We start from the raw sequence: 19,386 nt of genomic DNA on the forward strand, positions 1-19,386 counted from the left end.
AAAACTGCGGCGCGTCCGCTTCGAGCTTCCGAAACCGCTCGGCATTCATGCCCGGTTCGGGAACCGCGGACGATGCGAGGGAGCGCCGATTGGACGCTTTCGCGCACACTGACAAAGGAGACGCTCAACATGCCCACCATCGCGCTCGTCGATGACGACCGCAACATCCTCACATCCGTGTCGATAGCGCTGGAGAATGAAGGGTATCGCGTCGAAACCTACACTGACGGGGCATCGGCTTTGGAAGGGCTGCAGCTGCGTCCGCCCAATCTGGCCATCTTCGATATCAAGATGCCCCGCATGGACGGCATGGAGCTCCTGCGCCGGCTTCGTCAGAAATCGGATTTGCCGGTGATTTTCCTCACATCGAAAGACGAGGAGATCGACGAACTCTTCGGCCTGAAGATGGGCGCCGACGACTATATCCGGAAGCCGTTCTCTCAAAGGCTGCTGGTGGAACGCGTGCGAGCGATCCTTCGACGGGGCCAGCCCAAGGATGCGGCGGCCGTACGCCCCGGCACCAATCCAGAAACCTCGCTCGAGCGCGGCCAGCTGGTGATGGACCAGGAACGCCACACTTGCACTTGGAAGGGCCAGCCGGTGACGCTGACCGTCACCGAATTCCTGATCCTTCAGGCGCTAGCCCAGCGGCCGGGCGTCGTCAAAAGCCGCGATGCGCTGATGGATGCGGCCTATGACGAGCAGGTCTACGTGGACGATCGCACCATCGACAGCCACATCAAGCGCCTTCGCAAGAAGTTCAAGGCGATCGACGACGAGTTCGATATGATCGAGACGCTCTATGGCGTGGGGTACCGCTTCCGAGAGGTCTAGGACGGGTCGAAGCGCAACCATTCCAGCGCAAGGCCTCGCGCCAGCGTCCCAAGCCCCACACCACAGCGCTCTCTGCAAGCACGGAGCGGGTCGGGCACGAGGACGGATCTTGAACGCCAGCGCCACCGGCCAACCGCATTGGTCGCCTGGCTAAGAAGCTAGAACGAAACCCGCAGCAAAGCGAAAGTTCGAACAGACGCATATGGTCGCGATCAGCCGGTCGGCAGAGGAGAACAAGCAGCGCGAGAGCGAGGTCAAACGGCGTAAGCGCCTGAGGCGGCTACCGATCGTGCGGCGATGGCTGTTCCGTATCCGCTGGGTCCTTGCTCATACGATCTTCTCTTCCCTCACCCGGCGCATCGTCTTCCTCAATCTCGTCGCGCTGATCGTCCTTGTCTCGGGCATTCTCTATCTGAACCAGTTCCGCGCCGGGCTGATCGATGCCCGCGTCGAAAGCCTTCTGACCCAGGGCGAGATCATCGCGAGCGCCATCGCATCCTCGGCGACGGTGGATACGAATTCGATCACCCTCGATCCCGAGCGCCTTCTTGAAATGCAGGCGGGCGAGACCCTGACGCCCTCCTCCGACGGAACCGAGAGCCTCGACTTTCCAATCAATCCCGAAAGGGTCGCCCCGCTACTCGGTCGGCTGATCTCGCCGACCCGCACGCGGGCCCGGCTCTATGATCGCGATGCCAATCTCATCCTCGATACCCGCCATCTCTACTCCCAGGGTCAGATCCTGCGATACGGCCTGCCGCCGGTCGAGCCCGAACCTCATTCGGCGATCGACGAAGTGGTCGAGTGGTTCGAACATCTCTTCTCGCGCAACGAATTGCCGGTCTATCGCGAGACGCCCGGCGGTTCCGGCACGACCTATCCCGAGGTGGTTAATGCCCTGACCGGCGGCCCGGCAACGGTCGTCCGGGCGACGGAGAATGGCGAGCTCATCGTTTCGGTCGCGGTGCCGATCCAACGTTTTCGCGCCGTTCTCGGTGTGCTTCTCCTCTCCACACAAGGTGGGGATATCGATAAGATCGTTCAGGCGGAGCGAACCGCGATCGTGCGCACCTTCGCGGTCGCGGCCCTGGTCACGATCGCTCTGTCCGTGCTCCTGGCATCCACCATCGCGACGCCGTTGCGGCGCTTGTCGGCGGCCGCGACACGTGTCCGGCGCGGGGTCAACGATCGGGCGGAAATTCCCGATTTTGGCGATCGGGCGGACGAGGTCGGAGACCTGGCCGTCGCCCTCAAAGGCATGACCAAGGCGCTTTACGCCCGCATCGACGCGATCGAGTCGTTCGCGGCCGATGTCAGCCATGAATTGAAAAATCCGCTGACCTCTCTGCGCAGCGCCGTCGAGACCTTGCCGCTTGCCAAGAACGAGACGAGCCGAAGCCGGCTTCTCGAAATCATCCAGCACGATGTGCGGCGCCTGGATCGTCTCATCACGGACATTTCAGACGCCTCGCGTCTCGATGCGGAACTCGCGCGGCAAATCGCTCAGGCGGTCGATATCGCGAAACTCCTCGAATCCGTCGTCGAAGGGATTCGGGGCCGCGTGAAGCCGGATCGCGCCACGACGATCAACCTTTGGGTCGCGCCCGTGCCGGCCAATGTGAAGGGCGGGACGCTCGTCAGCGGCCATGATCTGCGGCTCAGTCAGGTCTTCACCAATCTGATCGAGAATGCCCGCTCCTTCGTTCCCGCTGAGGGCGGACGGATCGACATCACCGTCCGCCGCCGCGCAAGCCGACTGGTCGTCACGGTGGAGGACAACGGTCCCGGCATCCAGGCCGAGGATATCGACCGCATCTTCGAGCGTTTTTACACCGACCGTCCGAATGCCGAGGCCTTCGGGCAGAATTCCGGTCTCGGCCTGTCGATCAGTCGGCAGATCGTCGAGGCCCATGGCGGAACCTTGAAGGCCGAGAATATCGGCGATCCGGACGGGCGAGCGAAAGGGGCACGCTTTACCGTTTCCCTGCCCGCCGGCACCTGAGCCCAGCGGCAGAATGTCGGGAACGTCTAGCGAGAACATTCATGGCACAGCGCTCGTCATCGGCGAGAAGGGCCTTCTCATTCGCGGGCCCTCAGGCAGCGGCAAATCGAGCCTCTGCCTAAGCCTCTTACGACGCGCGCCGGGGCAAGGCCTCAGCGCTCGTTTGGTGGCGGATGATCGCGTCGATTTGTCCCTCATAGGCGACCACGTTCACATGAAGGCGCCGGCACGATTGCAAGGTCTTATCGAGGTCGCAGGGTTCGGCATTGTCCGGGAAACGGTCGCTTCCTCGGCAATCCTCGCCCTCGTGATCGATCTCGAAGAGCGGTCGGCGATCTTGCGAATGCCGGAGCCGGGAGACCGTCAGATCCGCATCGCCAACCAAACGATCGCCCGCATTGCCCTGCCCGCCCGCGAAGCCTCGTTTTGCGCCGATATCCTCCTGACGCTGCTGGCCGGCGGCCATGTCTGACGTGATCCTTGGGCGTGAACTGTTGCATGCGCGCCAGATTCGCGTTCCCGTTCGTTTGAAACGCGGATACCGCTTGCGGTTTGCCTCGCCAATGCCAAGATGCCTGGAAAGAATGCAGACTGGATCAAGGCGCGGCCGCATGGGCCGAATCTTGTCGTCTTTATTTCTAAGAGTTCATGACGATTGAGACGGAAAATCAATCTCTTATCGTTTTGATCGGGTAGAGAGACTGCGTGAGGGAGGCGGATGGTGATCGATCGCTCGAAAAGCGACGGGTACAGATGATCGGGCTGGTACTCGTTACACACGGGCGCTTGGCCGACGAATTCCGCAATGCCGTGGAACACGTTGTCGGCCCGCAGGAAGCCTTTGAGACGATTTCGATCGGCCCGGAAGACGACATGGAACAGCGCCGCACCGATATCGTCGAGGCCGTCGGCCGGGCGGACCGCGGCAAGGGTGTGATCATTCTGACCGACATGTTCGGCGGCACGCCGTCCAATCTCGCCATCTCGGTGATGGATGGCAGCCGCGTTGACGTGCTGGCTGGCGTCAACCTGCCAATGCTGATCAAGCTGGCGAGCGTGCGCGTCGAGAAGCCGATCGCCGAAGCGCTGGTCGATGCGCAGGAAGCCGGCCGGAAATATATCAACGTGGCCAGCCGGGTTTTGAGCGGAAGCTGACATCATGCGTAGCGTGTCGCATAGTCATTCGGATGAAGTCTCGGACGAGGACGGGACATCGTGCTCCCCGGGGGGACCACGATCGGCTGTCGCCGAGCGCAGCCTGACCATCTGCAATCGCAGAGGCCTTCACGCTCGGGCATCGGCGCGCTTCGTTCAAACCGTCGAACGCTATGACGCGGAAGTGACGGTTGCCCGCGACGGCATGAGCGTCGGCGGGCTTTCCATCATGGGTCTGATGATGTTGGCGGCGACCATGGGCTCACAGATCCACGTATCGGCCACCGGGGCCGAGGCCCACGCGGTCGTCGCGGCGCTGGCCGATCTCGTGGCCGACCGCTTCGGCGAAGAGATTTGAGATCACGCGCTCGAATGACGGTTGTATGCTGCCTTCACGCATTGAACTCTGGACAAAAGCGCGGAACAGATCGCGACCGTCGCTAGAGTGTCGGGCGGTAAAGCAAGATCGGCCGCTGCTCTATAACTCTTTGACAACGCGCCGGGTTGGCGAAAAACCGGCATCCACTTTTTCACCCGGTGCTCTTGGCTTCGCCGCTTCGGCGTCAAACGCGGGGCTGCTGACCCGATTGCGCGGCCAGAAGATCGCGAATCTCCTCCAATAGGCGTTCTTCGCGTGGCGTCTCGGCCACCTCCGCCGGCTTTTCCTCCTCCTGCCGCTTCAGCCGATTCATGAGCTTGACGACCATGAAGAGGATGAAGGCGACGATCAGGAAATTGATGGCGAGCGTCGCGAAGCGACCATAGGCGAGGACCGGTCCTTCCGCCCGCGCCTGATCGAGGGTCACCGCCGTGATCCCCTCCTTTAGGGGAACGAACTTGTTGGTGAAGTCGACGCCGCCGGTGATCGCCGCCACGATCGGCATGAAAAGGTCCTGGACGATCGAGTTGACGAGGCCCGAGAAGGCCGCGCCGATGATGATACCGATCGCGAGATCGACCATATTGCCCTTCAGGGCAAACTTCTTGAATTCCTGCAGCATGCCCTTTGCGGCCTCTTCCTTCGACGGCGAACTCTCTCGGCGCAGGGATATGGCTTCGGCACAGGTCCCGGCAATCGTCTCGTAGAGCACATCGGCTCGAAGTGTGTTCGCTCTTCGCTCGGGCGATGAGATCAAACCCGCTTCGGACGAGCTTCCATCTGGACAGCCTGTTTGGCGGGTGTTTCTCTCGAACCCGTGGAGAGCCGACCGGCATGGCCTGGTCGAAGCGGATCGGGAGGCGAAAACGACAGTGACGAGCGGGCTTATCTTCATCGTCGCGATCGTCTATCTCCTGATCCTGTTCGCCGTCGCCTATTGGGGCGATCTGCGCGCCCAGATCGTGGGTCAGGTTCGAAGCCGGCCGGTGATCTACAGCCTCAGTCTCGCGGTCTATTGCACATCATGGACGTTCTATGGCGCGGTCGGCACCGCTGCGCGCGACGGGATAAGCTTTCTCGCGATCTATATCGGCCCGATGCTGGTCTTTCTTTTCGCGCCGACCTTCATCGAGAAGCTGGTGCAACTGTCCAAGGCCGAGCGCATCACCACGGTCGCCGACTTCATCGCCTCGCGCTATGGCAAGGATCAACGGGTCGCTGCGCTCGCGACGCTGATCGCCGTCATTGGGACTGTCCCCTATATTTCGCTCCAGCTGAAGGCGATCGCGACCAGCGTGACCGCGCTCGTCTCCTATTTCGGACCCGCCTTCAAACTGCCGCCGCTTTTCGGCGATCTTGCTCTCGTCGTCGCCGTCGTGCTCGGCCTGTTCACGATCTTGTTCGGCACGCGCCATGCCGATGCGACCGAACATCAGAGCGGGCTCGTTCTGGCCGTCGCGATGGAATCGATCGTCAAGCTCGTGGCGCTCCTTGCCATCGGCATCTGGGTGACCTTCTTCCTCTTCGAGCCGGGTGAACTTTTGGAAAAAGCCTTGGACAACCCGCAAGTCATGGCGGCTTTCACGCGGCCGCCTGACGGCGAGTTCTTCGCGGCGCTTGGCCTGTCGGCGCTGGCAATCGTGCTTCTGCCGCGCCAATTCCACATGACAGTGGTCGAGAACCGCGATCCGGTCGAGATTCGCCGAGCTCGCTGGATCTTTCCCCTTTATCTCGTCGGCATCAATCTCTTCGTGATCCCGATCGCGGCCGCCGGGATTATTCTTCTGGGTAGCGCCGTCGATGCCGACTTCTACGTCCTCACTCTGCCTTTGAGCGCAGGGTCGGACACGCTGGCGATCGTCGCCTTCATCGGTGGGCTGTCCGCTGCGACCGCCATGGTGATCGTGGCGAGCGTCGCGCTCTCGATCATGGTCTCGAACGATCTTGTCCTGCCGACCCTGTTCCAAAGAAAGATCGGCGATCCCGGCCGTAGCGATGCAACGCGCCTCATCCTCAATGTCAGACGATCCTCGATCCTCGCGATCGTCTTCCTTGCCTATATCTTCTATCGCCTGGCGGGCGCTGGAAGCGGTCTGTCCTCCATCGGGCTTCTCTCCTTCTCGGCCATCGCGCAGCTCGCCCCGCCGCTCCTTCTCGGTCTTTTCTGGCGCAGAGCCCATGCAAGGGGGGCGATCGTCGGGCTCGTGACCGGCATTCTCGCCTGGTCCTACACGCTGCTTCTGCCGACCATCATCGGCGCGCCGTCGACGGCCGATCATGTCCAAAGCACCACCTCGCTCGTATCGCTCTTTCCGGGCTTCGACCCTCTTCTCTTTGGCAGCGTCTTCTCCTTGACGATAAACACGATCGGCGTCGTCATCGGTTCGCTGACGCGGCGCGCGACGCCTCTTGAGCGTATCCAGGCCTCCGTTTTCACGACGGCCAACAGCCAAGGCCGGATCGGCCCGGGCGGAATGCGTGCCGGCGTCACCATCGCCGAGCTGAAGGCGGCGATCGCGCGTTATCTCGGCGCCGATCGCACCGAACGCTCTTTCGAGACCTTTGGTCGCCAGGAGCAGCGGCAGCTGCAACACGACGCAGTTGCCGACACGGCCATCATCCGCTTCTCCGAGCAGCTACTCGCCTCTGCGATCGGATCGGCTTCGTCCCGTCTCGTCCTGTCGCTTCTCTTCCAGCGCCATGCCGATTCCTCCCGCTCAGCCCTGCGGCTTCTCGACGATGCCTCGGAGGCACTGCAATATAACCGCGATCTCCTGCGCATCGCTCTCGACCAGGTGGATCAGGGCCTTGCGGTACTCGACGCCGATTTTCGCCTCACCTTCTGGAATCGGCAGTTTCGCGACCTCCTCGCGCTCCCGGCCGAATTCGGTCAGGTCGGAACGCCGATCACCGCCATTCTCGACCGGCTCCAGGCCGCCGGCGAGATCGATGGGCGCGTTTATGAAAAGACGTTCAACGCGCTGACGGAGCCACCCGTCTCCCGCCTTCTGACCCTTGCCCGCTCCGATCGGGTCATCGAGATCCGCGCCAACCCCATGCCCCAGGGCGGCATCGCGGCGACCGTCTCCGACATCACCGAGCGGGTGCGCCAAGCGGCGGCTCTTCGCGAGATGAACGAAACGCTGGAGGAACGCGTGCGCAACCGGACAGCCGCCCTCACGGCGGCAAACGAGGCCCTGGGACGGGCCCGGCGCGACGCGGAAGCAGCCAATCTCGGCAAGACGCGCTTCCTTGCTGCGGCCGGTCACGACATTCTTCAGCCACTGAACGCTGCCCGGCTTTACACCTCCGCGCTTCAGGAGCGCTTCTCCGACCTGCCCGGCGCCGAGATGGCGGGGCGCATCGGCTCGTCCCTCGAAGCCGTCGAAACAATCATCGAGGCGGTTCTCGACATTTCGCGGCTCGAAGCCGGCGGGCTTCAGCCTAGGATGGAGGATTTCGAGCTGGAACCGCTTCTGCGGCAGGTGGAGTCGGACATGCGGCCGCTGGCTGCCGAGCGAGGCCTTTCGCTGAAATTCGTCGGCACAAGCACGACGGTCCGTTCCGACCGCGCCTTGCTGCGGCGCCTGATCCAGAATCTCGTCTCCAATGCCGTCAAGTACACGCGGACGGGAAAGGTCGTGGTCGGTGTCCGCCACAGGGGCAACAATGGTGTCGAGCTGGAAGTCGTCGACAGCGGCATCGGCATTCCCGAGGACAAGCTCGATGCGATCTATACGGAGTTCGTGCGGCTCGATGAGGGGAGCCGTACGGCGGCCGGCCTGGGCCTCGGCCTATCCATCGTCGACCGCATCGCCCGCACGCTCGATCTCCCCATCAGAGTGCGCTCCGTTCACGGACGCGGCTCGCGGTTCCGCGTCGGCTTGCGCCAGGCCCAAACAAAGCCCCGACCCGCTCAAGCGCCTGCCTCCGAGATGAAGAAAGCTGGTACGGGGGCGATGACCGGCACCGTCATCGTCTCGATCGACAACGAGGCGGCCATCCGCGAGGGAATGCGCGCACTTCTGTCCGGTTGGGGCTGCACAGTCCACGCCCATGCCTCGGCGGCCGAGGCGATCGAGAGCCTTGCGAATTTGCAGACGCAGCCTGACGTGGCATTGATCGACTACCATCTCGACAAGGGAACAGGTCTCCAGGCGGCAGCCGAGTTGCGCGAGGCTATCCGCGCCGATCTTCCGATCGTTCTCGTCACCGCGGACCGCTCGCTAGAGCTTCGCGAGGCGGCGAGCGCGGTCTCGATCGAGGTCCTGTCGAAACCGCTCAAACCGGCGGCCCTACGCGCGCTCCTGCGGCGCCTGTCGCAGCCGCCGATCACCGCCGAATAGGCCGGCGTTCGTCAGAACACCTCGCTGAGCACCTCTCGCAAGCCCACCATCCGCACGATATCCTCGCGCTTCATACCGGCTTCCCGCAGCGCGCGCAGCGAGGTGTCCTGGGCGCTCTTCGAAAGCTTTCGTCCATCGGAGCCGAGGATGAGGTCGTGATGATGATAACGCGGGCTCGGCAGCCCGAGCAGGGACTGAAGCAGGCGATGGACGCTCGTTGAAAAAAACAGATCGCGGCCGCGCACCACATCGCTCACGCCCTGAAGGGCATCATCCACGACGACCGAAAGATGGTAGCTCGTCGGAATATCCATGCGCCCGAGAACGACGTCGCCCCATTGCATGGGATTGGCTCGAATATCTCCTGTCTCGCCGGATGGCCCCTCGCCGCTTTCCTGCCAATGAAGCGCCGGGACGAATTCGATCGCTTTCTCCATATCGAGGCGCCAGGCAAAGCGCTCCCCCGCGGCCATCTTTCGCTCGCGTGCCGCGGTCGAGACCTTTCGATCGAAGCCCGGATAGAGCGGCGCTCCGTCCGGATCACGCGGCCAGTCATGCCCGTTCTCCTCACGATAGCGTTCGGCGAAACTGCGAATCTCGCCCCTCGTCATGAAGGCTGGATAGACGAGTTCTTCGGCCGCCAGGCTTTCGAGCGCCGCGGCATAGTCGGCGAAATGATCCGACTGGCGACGCGGCTCCTCGTCCCACTCGATGCCGAGAAAAACGAGATCGTCGAGGACTTGCCTCTCGAAGGCCTTGGTGCATCGCTCCCGGTCGATATCTTCGAGGCGCAGAAGAAAACGCCCGTTATTGGCCCGCGCCATCGCGTGATTGATCAGGGCGGAATAGGCGTGGCCGAGATGCAGCTCTCCATTCGGACTGGGGGCGAATCGAAACACCGGCCGGTCTGTCGAGGTCACGGGCGAGCTCCTGTCGGGCGTTGGATCGGCCTTGAACCCTCAAAGGGCGGCGGGCTCGATGGCTTTGAACACTGCGCCTTCGCAAGAAGGCTGCGGCCGCGTCGCGACTTTGCGGATGGCGGCATCGGCCTATCGACGGAATGCGAAAGGAGAATGGCGATGACCAAGGGGACCAAAGAGGCGCGACTGATCACCTGCGAGGCCGATATCGCGGCAGGGCTCGATGCCCTGGTGGCGCTCGACCCACGCCTTGGCCCCGTCGTCGAGACCGCTGGCATGGTGCCGCTGCGCCTGCGCCCCGGCGGCTTGAAGGGCCTCTGCGCGATCGTCACCGCGCAGCAGGTCTCGAAGGCGAGCGCCGATGCGATCTTCGGCCGGCTCTCGGACCAAGCCGATCTCGACGATGCCTTGGCGGTCGCGTCACTGAGCGATGACGCCTTTCGCGCAGCCGGGCTCTCGCGCCCCAAACAAAGGACGATCCTCGGTTTGGCTGAAGCGGCAGCAGACGGTCGGTTGGATTTCGATCGTCTCTCGAGCGCTTCGGGTCCCGATGCGGTTGCGGAACTGATGGCCTTGAAAGGGATCGGCATCTGGACGGCGCAATGTTATCTTCTCTTCTGTGTCGGCCATGCAGACGTCTTTCCTGGCGGGGATCTCGCTCTTCAGGCGGCGCTCGCCCATGCCTTCGCGCTCACAGAGCGACCAAAACCCAAGGAAGCGGATGCGATCGCCGCCGCGTGGGCGCCACACCGCTCGGTCGCCGCGCGGCTTTTTTGGGCCTATTACGCGGCGACCGCCCGGCGGGACGCCGTGCCCCTTTGACGCCTTGCCCGCGACCCTTCGTCCCGCGCCTGCCGGGCGGCGGAGAGCACCCGCACCGCGCCTTCAACAGCGATCCACGAACTTATCCACAACATCTTCACACCCCCTCGCCGGCTTGGAGATCATCACGATTTGCGCAGGGAAATGGGCAGGACGCCGCACCGCGGAAGGGCAAGGCTTCACAAAGGCGACATGTTGGAGCACGATAACGCATACGGGACCTAACTCCGGGTCCATAAAGAGGAAAGGAGCTTGTCGGTGACGATCGCTGTCCCTCAGGATCTCTCCCCGGCGCTCGTCCTGAACGCAGACTACCGACCACTGAGCTATTATCCCTTATCGCTCTGGTCGTGGCAGGACGCGATCAAGGCGGTGTTCTTGGATCGGGTGACGATCCTTGCCGAGTATGATCGGGCGGTTCGAAGTCCGCGCTATTCGATGCGCCTTCCTTCCGTCGTTTGCCTCAAAAGCTATATCAAGCCAGCGCGAAACCCCGCCTTCACGCGCTTCAACGTCTTCCTCCGCGACCGCTTCCATTGCCAATATTGCGGATCGCCCCATGACCTCACCTTCGATCACGTCATTCCGCGATCCCGTGGCGGACTGACCACCTGGGAAAATGTCGTCGCCGCCTGCTCGCCCTGCAATCTGAAAAAGGGCGGCCTCATGCCGAAAGCCGCCGGTATGATCCCGCGACAGACCCCCTATCAGCCGACCGTTCACGATCTCCACAACAACGGTCGTCTCTTCCCGCCCAATTATCTCCACGAGAGCTGGCTCGATTATCTCTACTGGGATTCTGAACTCGATCCCGAGTGAGGAGCGCTTCCGGCTTCGAGTGGTCATAGAGATCAGCGGCGCGAAACGGGCATCTGCCACTGACAGAGCCTGGCACTCGCTGTTCAATCCTGTAGAAGCGCCCGGTGCTTCTTGAGTACCGGGCGCGCTCTCTATGGCCTACCCTCCCCGACATCCCTCGGACAGAAGAGCGTGGACCGTTTTTTTGAACACGAAGCGAGAAACGCTCTGATATCAACATTTGCCATTCGCCCGGCGCCCGTTCGATGAGCGGTCAAAACGCCTGTGATCGTGTTCAGTCGGCCTGTGCGCGCAGATACTTGGATCGCTTTCCATTGGCCGTCAAACGGTCTGTAATGTTTTCATCATCGACTTCGCCGGAACGATTAAAGAAGCGCTTCATTCTCCGTACACAACATGCGACTTGAATATTCTTATCAGGAATACTTCCGTCGCACATCTCAATACGGAGGACATTCATGCTTCATATCGCAAAAACCGTCGGAATTGCCACACTTATGTCCGGCTTCGCCCTTGCCCCGGCGCTCGCACAGAGCGACAGCAACACCACAAACAATGCCGGTTCATCAGATATGTCTTCGTCCGGCGCTGCCGCTTCCGGCGGCAACGGCATGTCCAGCGAGGCGATGGTCGCCAGCCAGGACAAGGTGCTGAAAGCCCTTGAGCAGGCCGGCTACACCGACGCTCAGGTGATGGACGCCGCCTATCTCGTGCGGGCATCGACGCCGGATGGGGAGACAGTGATCATGATGATCGACACATCCGGGCGCGTGATCGGCTCCTCGGCAGCAGGCGGTCAGATGGACTCCACAGGGACGGGTAGCAGCGGCACTCAGTCCGGGACGAGCACCGGCTCCAACGCCGGAACCAATTCGACCGGCAGCAGCGCGGGCGACTCGGGCTCGGCCAGCAATAACTAAGTGCCTGCCTCGAAATGAATTTTTCGGACTATCCCGCCCCGGCGTCTCTCTTCGCCGGGGCTTTTCGCCCGAACCGCCCTTAACGGCGGGCGACGACATTGACGAGCTCGTCTCCGGCTGCCAGGCGACGGACATTCTCCGCGATCGTCTTTTGGCGGCGCTCGATCGTGCCGAAGGTCCAGGCGGACATATGCGGCGTCATCAAGACATTCGTCAGCGTCTCGAAGGCAAAGCGCGAGGGCTTCGGGTTCGGTGCATCTCCCGTCGGATAGACATACCATGTGTCGATGATCCCATCGATCCGACCACTCGACAATGCCGCGAACAAGGCGGCTTCATCGATCACCGGTCCGCGACCGACATTCATGATCAGAGCACCATCGCGCATCGATGCGAGTGCCTTGGCATCGATCAGGCCTTCGGTCTGTTCCGTAAGCGGCAAGGTTGCGATGACGATATCGGCCGAGCCCATGAAGGCTGACAAGTCCGATAGAGCGAAGGCTTGATCGATCCCAGCATTGGCGTCCGGCGCCGATCGGTTGCAGACGGTAACGCCCATTCCGAACGCCTTTGCCGATTTGGCGATCGCCTTTCCGATATGGCCAAAGCCGAGAATACCGATCGTCTGGCTGGAGAGTTCGCTCCGGAGCCCCGTCGGCTTTCCCGCCCAATAAGACCAATCGCCGTTCCGGAGCTGATCATCGGCTTGGCCCAACGGAACATGGCGGGCGAGCAGCGCAGCCATTACATATTCGGCGATGGCGCCCTCATGCCCAAAAGCGTTGCAGACGGTCGCGCCCTCGGGAAGCCTGGCCATATCGATCTTATCGACGCCCGCTGCCGGGGCCTGATAGAGTTTTGCGCTCAGCGGAACCGGATGATGGGCGCTCAAGGCGACGCCCACCACGACATCCGCCGATTCGAATATTTCTTTTTCTCCATCGCGCTCCAGCGCGTCCGAGACGAGAGCAACATCATGCCCCGGCTTCAGATGCGCCTCAAAGCCGCGCAAGAAGGTTTCGGCGTTCGAGCCGTGAAAGACGATACGCATGAGGGCGCTCCGCTGAGTTGGTCGTCTCGCCTTAGCAAATTCGCCTGCGACGGAAACCCATCTCTTGCCGATTTAAGAAAGTGACCAGGAGCGGCTGATCAGACGTCAGCCCAATCTACAAAACGGGAACTCTACAAAACGGGAACGCCCGTTTGCTGTGCTTCCTCTTCCGGCTCCACATGAATGTGGACTTGAGCATTCTCAAATGCCGCGCCGAGCCCCTCCTCGATCCGGTCGCAGATGATATGGGCATCGCCCACGGTCATTTCGCTCGGAACGACGAGATGAAATTCGATGAAGATCATTCGCCCGGAACGGCGCGTGCGCAGATCATGAACCTCGATCGCGCCGGAGGCATTCGCCGAGATCAATTCGCGGACCTTGGCCTCCTCCTCCGGCTCGATCGCCTGATCCATGAGCCCGGACAGCGACGTGGTGACCACGTTGAAGCCCTCGCGCAGAATGTTCAGCGCGACAAGGGCCGCCAGAAGCGGATCGATGATCGGGATATGCGTCCAGGTCGCGACGACGAGGCCACAAAACACCCCAACGGAGGTGAAGACATCGGCCATCAAATGCCGGGAATCGGCGGCGAAGGCGGGCGATCGAACCCGTCGGGACAACCGTTTGAGATAGAGCGCCCAGCCGAAATTCAGCGCCGTGGCGCCGGCATTGATCGCAAGGCCCAGAGCGGGCGCATCGATCGCGCGCGGCTCCTGGAACGCGCCCCAGGCCTCGATGAGGATCAGCACGGCGGCACCGGCGATCATTACGCCCTCGACGACCGCCGAGAAATATTCCGCCTTGGTGTGACCGAAGGGATGATCGCTATCGGCCGGCTTGTAAGACAGCGAGATCGCCCAGAGGGCGATGAGCCCCGCCACCACATTGACGATCGATTCCAGCGCATCGGAGAATAAGGCGACCGAGCCGGTCACGTGGTATGCGGCATATTTGATGGCCAGAACCACGCAGGCGATCAGGACGGATGCGATCGCCACGCGCTTGGCGAGCGGTGCGCCCGCCTCCTCCTTTCCCAACTCGGCCATTGCTTCAGGCTGCCCGTTCGCGAGCCCGGCGCGGCAGATGGGCGACGACATTCTCGATCATGCGCAATCCCGCATCGCCGCCAAGACTCATAATGCTCTCGGGATGAAACTGCACGGCGGCGATCGGCTCCGAGCGATGCTCGAAGGCCATGACGATCCCGTCGTCGCTCTCGGCCGTCACCTCGAAATCGCGCGGCAATCGGACCGGATCGGCGAAGATCGAATGGTAGCGCCCGATCGTCACCTCCTCTGGAAGGCCCGAGAAGATGATGCCAGGCTTGGAGACGCGAATGCGGGAGGGCTTGCCATGATAAGGAATGTGAAGCGTGCGCAATTGCCCGCCATAGCTTTCGGCGAGCGCCTGAAGGCCGAGGCATACGCCGAAGATCGCCGAACCATGGGCCCGCGCCTTTTCGATCGTGCCTTTGCAGTCGAAATCCGACGGTGTGCCGGGCCCTGGCGACAGCACGACGAGATCGGGATCGATACGCTCGAAGATCTCCTCGGCAACTGGCGTTCGCACAGTCGCAACGCTCGCGCCGGTCTGGCGGAAGTAATTCGCCAGCGTGTGAACGAAGGAATCCTCGTGATCGACGAGAAGGATCTTCAGCCCCTCGCCCACCTTGGCGACATCGCGTAAGGCGCGCGCTTCGTTGCTCTTGCCAGCGTCACGAATGGCGCCGAGCAGCGCGGAGGCCTTGAGCTCGGTCTCGGCTTCCTCGGCTTCGGGATCGGAATCGAACAGAAGCGTCGCCCCCGCCCGCACCTCGGCAATGCCGTCCTTCAGGCGGATGGTGCGAAGCGTTAGGCCCGTATTCAAATCGCCGTTGAAATGAACCATGCCGACCGCACCGCCATACCAGGCGCGCGGGCTCTTCTCGTTTTTCTCGATGAAGCGCATGGCCCAGAGCTTCGGCGCGCCCGTCACCGTCACCGCCCAGGCATGGGAGAGAAAGGCGTCGAAGGCGTCCATGCCGTCTCTCAGACGGCCCTCGATATGGTCGACCGTGTGGATGAGGCGCGAATACATCTCGATCTGACGTCGTCCGATGACCTTGACCGAGCCGGGATCGCAGACGCGGCTCTTGTCGTTGCGATCGACGTCGGAGCACATGGTGAGCTCCGACTCGTCCTTCTTCGAGTTCAGAAGTTTAAGCACCTGCTCGGCGTCGGTGATGGCATCCCCGCCGCGCTGGATCGTGCCCGAGATGGGGCAGGTTTCGACTCGGCGTCCGCTGACGCGCACGAACATTTCCGGGCTCGCGCCAATCAGGAATTCATTGCGGCCGAGATTGACGAAGAAGGAATAGGGCGATGGATTGACCGCCTTCAGCCGGCGGGAAATCTCCGACGGGCGATGTTCGGCGCGCTCGTAGAAGACCTGGCCGGGAACCACCTCGAAAAGGTCGCCTCTAACGAACTTTTCCTTCGCCTGCCGGACGAGATCAGCATATTCGCCAGGCTGGTGGTCGCCGCGACCAGGAACCGTTTCGCTCGGCTTGAAGGGCGCGGGCGATCCGCCGCCGGCGAGTCCCTCGGTCGAGACACCATCGCGGGCAAAGTCATAGGCCGTCAGCGTCGCGGTCGCCGAATAATGGTCCACTTCGAGGATTTCGTCCGGCAGATAGAGGACGAGGTCCCGCCGATCGTCCGGGCGCGGCAGACTTTCGGCGATCGGATCGAACTGAAAGGCGAGATCGTAGCCAAAGGCGCCAAACAGGCCGAGGCGGCTGTCGTCCTCGGACTTGAAGAGAGCGACGATGGCGCGCAGCACCGAAAAGACCGTCGGCATGCGCGAGCGCTCTTCTTCCGTGACCGCCCCTTCCGGCGTCTTCACGGTAAGGCTCAGCTTCTCGTCCGAGACCGTCATCGCGGAGATATCGGCCAGACCGTCCAATGCCTCGGCCACGAAGCCGAGCAGGACGCCTCCGCGCCCGTTCAGCGCCTCGATCATCATTTCGCGTCCTGCCGAGGTGATCGCCAGAGGCGGATCGACGAAAGCGATGTCCTGGCGCGTATAGCGGCCCGGATATTCGTAATTGGAGAAAAGAACGGCGCCGCGCCTGTCGTTCAACTGATCGAAATAAGGTTCGATCGCGCCCTCATAGGTCACGGAGCGCTGGTGGCGCGTCACCTCGACCCCGCCCACCGTCAGATAGGTCTCGCCCATGTCGCGGCCGTCCCCGAATTGTCCGCCTGCCATGTCCGTCATCTCCTGTCTCGAAGCTCGGACTGCCTGCGTCATAAGCAAAAGGCCGCAGGCGATGTCCGCAGCGGCCTTGTTCGTCGTCTCAGTTCACGTCGCGTGACTGCCGGGCCGCTCTTAGAGGGCCCGCCACCACATTTTCGCGAGGTTCAGCGTCGTGTTCATGGGTGATGCGATAGCCGAAGCAAAGGCCGGACGCAAGCACGGCATACCAAGCGGGGATCACGGCACACGAGTGATATCACCAGTCTGCGGTTTCGACCTCAGATCGATGGCCTGGGACCGGCGATATGCGCCCGCGCTGCGCTTGAAAGGTTCAGCGGCCCGTTGCGTCAGCATCCTGGCCCGCTGGCATCAGGATCGATCACGCGCCTTGATCTCGTTCGACACACATCTTGTCGGCGGAGAGACGCGATCCTTACAGCCGACAGTCTCGCTCGAAACAAGCGCCGTCCTCGGCTTTTCGATATGCTGCAGCCTCCTGCAAGCCAATCAAAACACAGCAGCCCAGCGCCTGCCCCTTCAGCGCATTTTCTGAGCGAAGCTCATTTCGCCTCTTGTCTTTTAGGTCCGCCTCTTGCTAAGGAGCCGTCGCGCTGGCAATGCCGAGCGTATTCGACCATCCGGTTCATCGATGAGCGGTTTGGAGGTGGCAACAGCCTCTTCTCATCGACTTTTAGAGCGATCCGGCTCCCCTATCGGGAACACTTCTGCGGAGAGGTGGCAGAGTGGTTGAATGCACCGCACTCGAAATGCGGCATACGGGCAACCGTATCGGGGGTTCGAATCCCCCCCTCTCCGCCATATTCTTCAGTGCTTACCGTCTGTGAGATGCAAGTTCGATGTAACAGGATTGGGCGCCCGGGAGCTTGGCTGCGTGAGAGCGCCACATCCTCGGCACGTCGGCGGGCGGGCAATGACATAAGCGTTTTGGTGAGCCAGGAGCGACAAGCGGGTGGGACGAGGGGAGCTGAGTAAACCTCAGCAGCCATTTCCGTTTCGTGCGCCTGCTTGCATGCGGCGAAGAGGAATGCGAGCAAGGGGCGTCTGGTAAGACTGCGGTCTCAGGCACCACGAGGGATGCGAGATGGTCTCTTACCGATGACAAGCGTTGAGGAGTTTGAACCTGTGACCGCTGCCGAAGCAGAAATGCGCTTACAACCATCCCGGCTTGCCGACACCGCGTCGATCAGTTATGCACCCTATCAGGCGTCGCGAGTCGCCGTTACGTGCACCCGTAGCTCAGCTGGATAGAGCGCTGCCCTCCGAAGGCAGAGGTCACAGGTTCGAATCCTGTCGGGTGCGCCAACACTTTCAATCACTTAGCTAGAAAACGTGCGGCTGTCCGGTCTGGCTAATAGCCACCGAATAGCCACGCAACGCCGAAACGCAGGCTATCGGACGGCAATGCTATCGATTGTTCAGAAAACAAGCGGTGCAGATATTTCGCAGCGTTTTGACATTCTGCCCGAATCGTATCCAGCTTTCGCGATCGATCTTCGATAAGGCTTCCGAAGGTTGCAACCGCTGCATATCTATGCTCCGCAACCTAATGGCGGACTCTAGAGCGCTTTCACCTTAATCCGGGTCATAGCCGGCGTGGACAAATAGGTTTTGGAATTCGTCTGGTTCGAAGATGTCGAGCGCCGATGCCACCGCGTCATGCAGTCCGGGGATTGTGCGCGCGGCGACCTTACGGAGGAATGCCTTGATCTTGGAAAAGAGCATTTCGATCGGGTTGAAGTCCGGTGAGTAGGGTGGGAGGTAGCGAAGCTCGGCCCCGACGGCCTCGATCGCTTCCCTGACCCCGGCGACCTTGTGCGCCGGAAGATTGTCCATCACCACGATATCGCCGGGGGTAATCGTCGGCACCAACACCTTGCGGACATAGACGAGGAAGGCCTCGCCATCCATCGCACCGTCGAGGAGCCAGGGCGCGACGATGCCATCGAGCCGCATGCCGGCGGTGAAGGTGGTGGACTTCCAGTGGCCATGGGGAACAGCGGCGCGACATCTCTCTCCGCGTTTGGAGCGCCCTCGCAGCCGTGCCATCTTGGTGTTCAGGCCGTTCGAGAGCCACGGGTCTCTCTCACCATCGATGAAGACGAGCTTTCGCGGGTCAAGATCGGGCTGTTCTTCGAACCAGGCCTCACGCGCGGCAAGGACGTCTTCGCGCTGCTGCTCGGCAGCGTGCGCGGTCTTTTTTCCACGTGATGCCACGCTTCTTCAAGAACTTGGAAACCAGCGACTGACACGTGCCGACGCCCTTGTCGGTCTCCAGACGATCGACGATCTCCGCCAGCGAGATGTCCTTGTCGTCGGTCTCGATCAGCGAGAGGATGAAGGCCTTTTGGGTGTCGAGCTTGGAGCCCTCCGGCTGACCCTGCCGATCGGGCTCGTACGTGCCTTTTCGCTTCCAGTCACGATGCCAGGCCCCCGCAGTCGACTCCCCGATCGCAAATCGGCGGCCAGCAGCCCGCGTCGACAAGCCACCTTCGATCGCTTCGACCACCCGCTTGCGAAGATCAATCCCGTATGCCCGAGCCATGACCTCACCCCCCCCTTTCCATCTGGAACAAGGAATCACGCCTCAACGCCAAGCGCAAACAAACGACTCCGAGTACGGTGATCGCATTCTGAAAGGTCGAGAGACGCGTGCTTTGACGCCGCTTCGAACGGCACCGACCTATTCGCACGAAGAAATCCAGCATATCGCGGCGACGGAGCGCGTGACACGTCTCGAAGACGTCATTCTGCGACGAACATTGTTGCCCTTCGAGGGTTTGGCTAGAGCGAGATGATTTTACCTCGGTGCATAACCTGAATTGGCGAGATAGTTTGAACATTCGCGATTTGTGACGGTCTCGAGAATTTCGCGGATCG

15 protein-coding genes and 2 tRNA genes are annotated in these 19,386 nt (G+C 61.8%); 11 read left to right on the forward strand and 6 right to left on the reverse strand.

The window, feature by feature from the left end:
• Nucleotides 1-129 precede the first annotated feature (129 nt).
• From B9A15_RS19645 to B9A15_RS19665, 5 genes are all read left to right on the forward strand, one after another.
• Nucleotides 130-834, forward strand: a complete 705-nt coding sequence (locus tag B9A15_RS19645) for a response regulator transcription factor (RefSeq protein WP_084412250.1) — start codon at nt 130-132, stop codon at nt 832-834.
• Between the two features lie 202 nt (nt 835-1,036).
• Nucleotides 1,037-2,836, forward strand: a complete 1,800-nt coding sequence (locus tag B9A15_RS19650; RefSeq protein ID WP_084412239.1) for a sensor histidine kinase — start codon at nt 1,037-1,039, stop codon at nt 2,834-2,836.
• Between the two features lie 13 nt (nt 2,837-2,849).
• Nucleotides 2,850-3,308, forward strand: coding sequence for an HPr kinase/phosphorylase (locus tag B9A15_RS19655; protein WP_084412240.1), 459 nt, complete (start codon nt 2,850-2,852; stop codon nt 3,306-3,308).
• Nucleotides 3,309-3,589: 281 nt separating this feature from the next.
• A complete protein-coding gene (locus B9A15_RS19660) occupies nt 3,590-3,991 on the forward strand; it encodes a PTS sugar transporter subunit IIA (protein WP_084412241.1) in 402 nt (133 codons plus the stop codon).
• A 4-nt stretch (nt 3,992-3,995) separates the two neighbouring features.
• The gene (locus B9A15_RS19665) at nt 3,996-4,349 is read left to right on the forward strand and encodes an HPr family phosphocarrier protein (RefSeq protein ID WP_084412242.1); all 354 of its coding nucleotides are present in this window, start codon (nt 3,996-3,998) and stop codon (nt 4,347-4,349) included.
• A gap of 205 nt (nt 4,350-4,554) precedes the next feature.
• Here B9A15_RS19665 and mscL read toward each other — a convergent pair whose 3' ends face one another.
• Nucleotides 4,555-4,992: a large conductance mechanosensitive channel protein MscL gene (mscL, locus tag B9A15_RS19670; RefSeq protein WP_084412251.1), complete on the reverse strand. Its 438-nt coding sequence runs from the start codon at nt 4,990-4,992 to the stop codon at nt 4,555-4,557.
• Between the two features lie 250 nt (nt 4,993-5,242).
• Here mscL and B9A15_RS19675 point away from each other — a divergent pair, with 250 nt between their 5' ends.
• The gene (locus B9A15_RS19675) at nt 5,243-8,716 is read left to right on the forward strand and encodes a PAS domain-containing hybrid sensor histidine kinase/response regulator (protein WP_084412252.1); all 3,474 of its coding nucleotides are present in this window, start codon (nt 5,243-5,245) and stop codon (nt 8,714-8,716) included.
• Between the two features lie 11 nt (nt 8,717-8,727).
• On the opposite strand, the gene gluQRS is transcribed toward B9A15_RS19675, so the two are convergent.
• A complete protein-coding gene (gene gluQRS, locus B9A15_RS19680; RefSeq protein ID WP_084412243.1) occupies nt 8,728-9,636 on the reverse strand; it encodes a tRNA glutamyl-Q(34) synthetase GluQRS in 909 nt (302 codons plus the stop codon).
• A gap of 159 nt (nt 9,637-9,795) precedes the next feature.
• Between gluQRS and B9A15_RS19685 the strand changes: the two genes are divergently transcribed.
• The 3 genes from B9A15_RS19685 to B9A15_RS19695 all read left to right on the forward strand — a co-directional run bounded on the left by B9A15_RS19685 (nt 9,796) and on the right by B9A15_RS19695 (nt 12,197).
• On the forward strand, nt 9,796-10,458 hold the full coding sequence (locus B9A15_RS19685) for a DNA-3-methyladenine glycosylase family protein (protein ID WP_139798504.1): 663 nt from the start codon (nt 9,796-9,798) through the stop codon (nt 10,456-10,458).
• Nucleotides 10,459-10,716: 258 nt separating this feature from the next.
• Nucleotides 10,717-11,277: an HNH endonuclease gene (locus B9A15_RS19690; protein ID WP_084412253.1), complete on the forward strand. Its 561-nt coding sequence runs from the start codon at nt 10,717-10,719 to the stop codon at nt 11,275-11,277.
• 458 nt (nt 11,278-11,735) lie between these two features.
• Complete coding sequence (locus B9A15_RS19695) at nt 11,736-12,197, forward strand: hypothetical protein (protein WP_139798505.1); 462 nt, start codon at nt 11,736-11,738, stop codon at nt 12,195-12,197.
• Between the two features lie 79 nt (nt 12,198-12,276).
• Here the strand turns inward: B9A15_RS19695 and B9A15_RS19700 are convergent, their stop codons facing one another.
• The 3 genes from B9A15_RS19700 to B9A15_RS19710 form a co-directional block, all read right to left on the reverse strand.
• Nucleotides 12,277-13,248 (reverse strand): 2-hydroxyacid dehydrogenase, encoded by a 972-nt coding sequence (locus tag B9A15_RS19700; protein WP_084412246.1) that lies wholly within the window; start codon nt 13,246-13,248, stop codon nt 12,277-12,279.
• A 131-nt stretch (nt 13,249-13,379) separates the two neighbouring features.
• The gene (locus tag B9A15_RS19705) at nt 13,380-14,297 is read right to left on the reverse strand and encodes a cation diffusion facilitator family transporter (protein WP_084412254.1); all 918 of its coding nucleotides are present in this window, start codon (nt 14,295-14,297) and stop codon (nt 13,380-13,382) included.
• A gap of 4 nt (nt 14,298-14,301) precedes the next feature.
• Entirely contained in the window at nt 14,302-16,500 is a 2,199-nt protein-coding gene (locus B9A15_RS19710) for an anthranilate synthase (protein ID WP_084412255.1), read from the reverse strand.
• Nucleotides 16,501-17,217: 717 nt separating this feature from the next.
• On the opposite strand from B9A15_RS19710, the gene B9A15_RS19720 reads away from it, so the two are divergent.
• Both B9A15_RS19720 and B9A15_RS19725 read left to right on the forward strand, forming a co-directional pair.
• Nucleotides 17,218-17,307, forward strand: a tRNA-Ser gene (locus B9A15_RS19720).
• A gap of 427 nt (nt 17,308-17,734) precedes the next feature.
• Nucleotides 17,735-17,811: transfer RNA gene (locus tag B9A15_RS19725), tRNA-Arg, on the forward strand.
• Nucleotides 17,812-18,081: 270 nt separating this feature from the next.
• Here B9A15_RS19725 and B9A15_RS19730 read toward each other — a convergent pair.
• Nucleotides 18,082-19,051 (reverse strand): IS630 family transposase gene (locus B9A15_RS19730; RefSeq protein WP_244557044.1). Its coding sequence is split into 2 segments (ribosomal slippage): nt 18,082-18,709 and nt 18,708-19,051, totalling 972 coding nucleotides; the frame shifts between segments, so codons are not numbered across the junction.
• Between the last annotated feature and the right edge of the window lie 335 nt (nt 19,052-19,386).

The organism is Fulvimarina manganoxydans (assembly GCF_900176465.1).
Classification (GTDB): domain Bacteria; phylum Pseudomonadota; class Alphaproteobacteria; order Rhizobiales; family Rhizobiaceae; genus Fulvimarina; species Fulvimarina manganoxydans.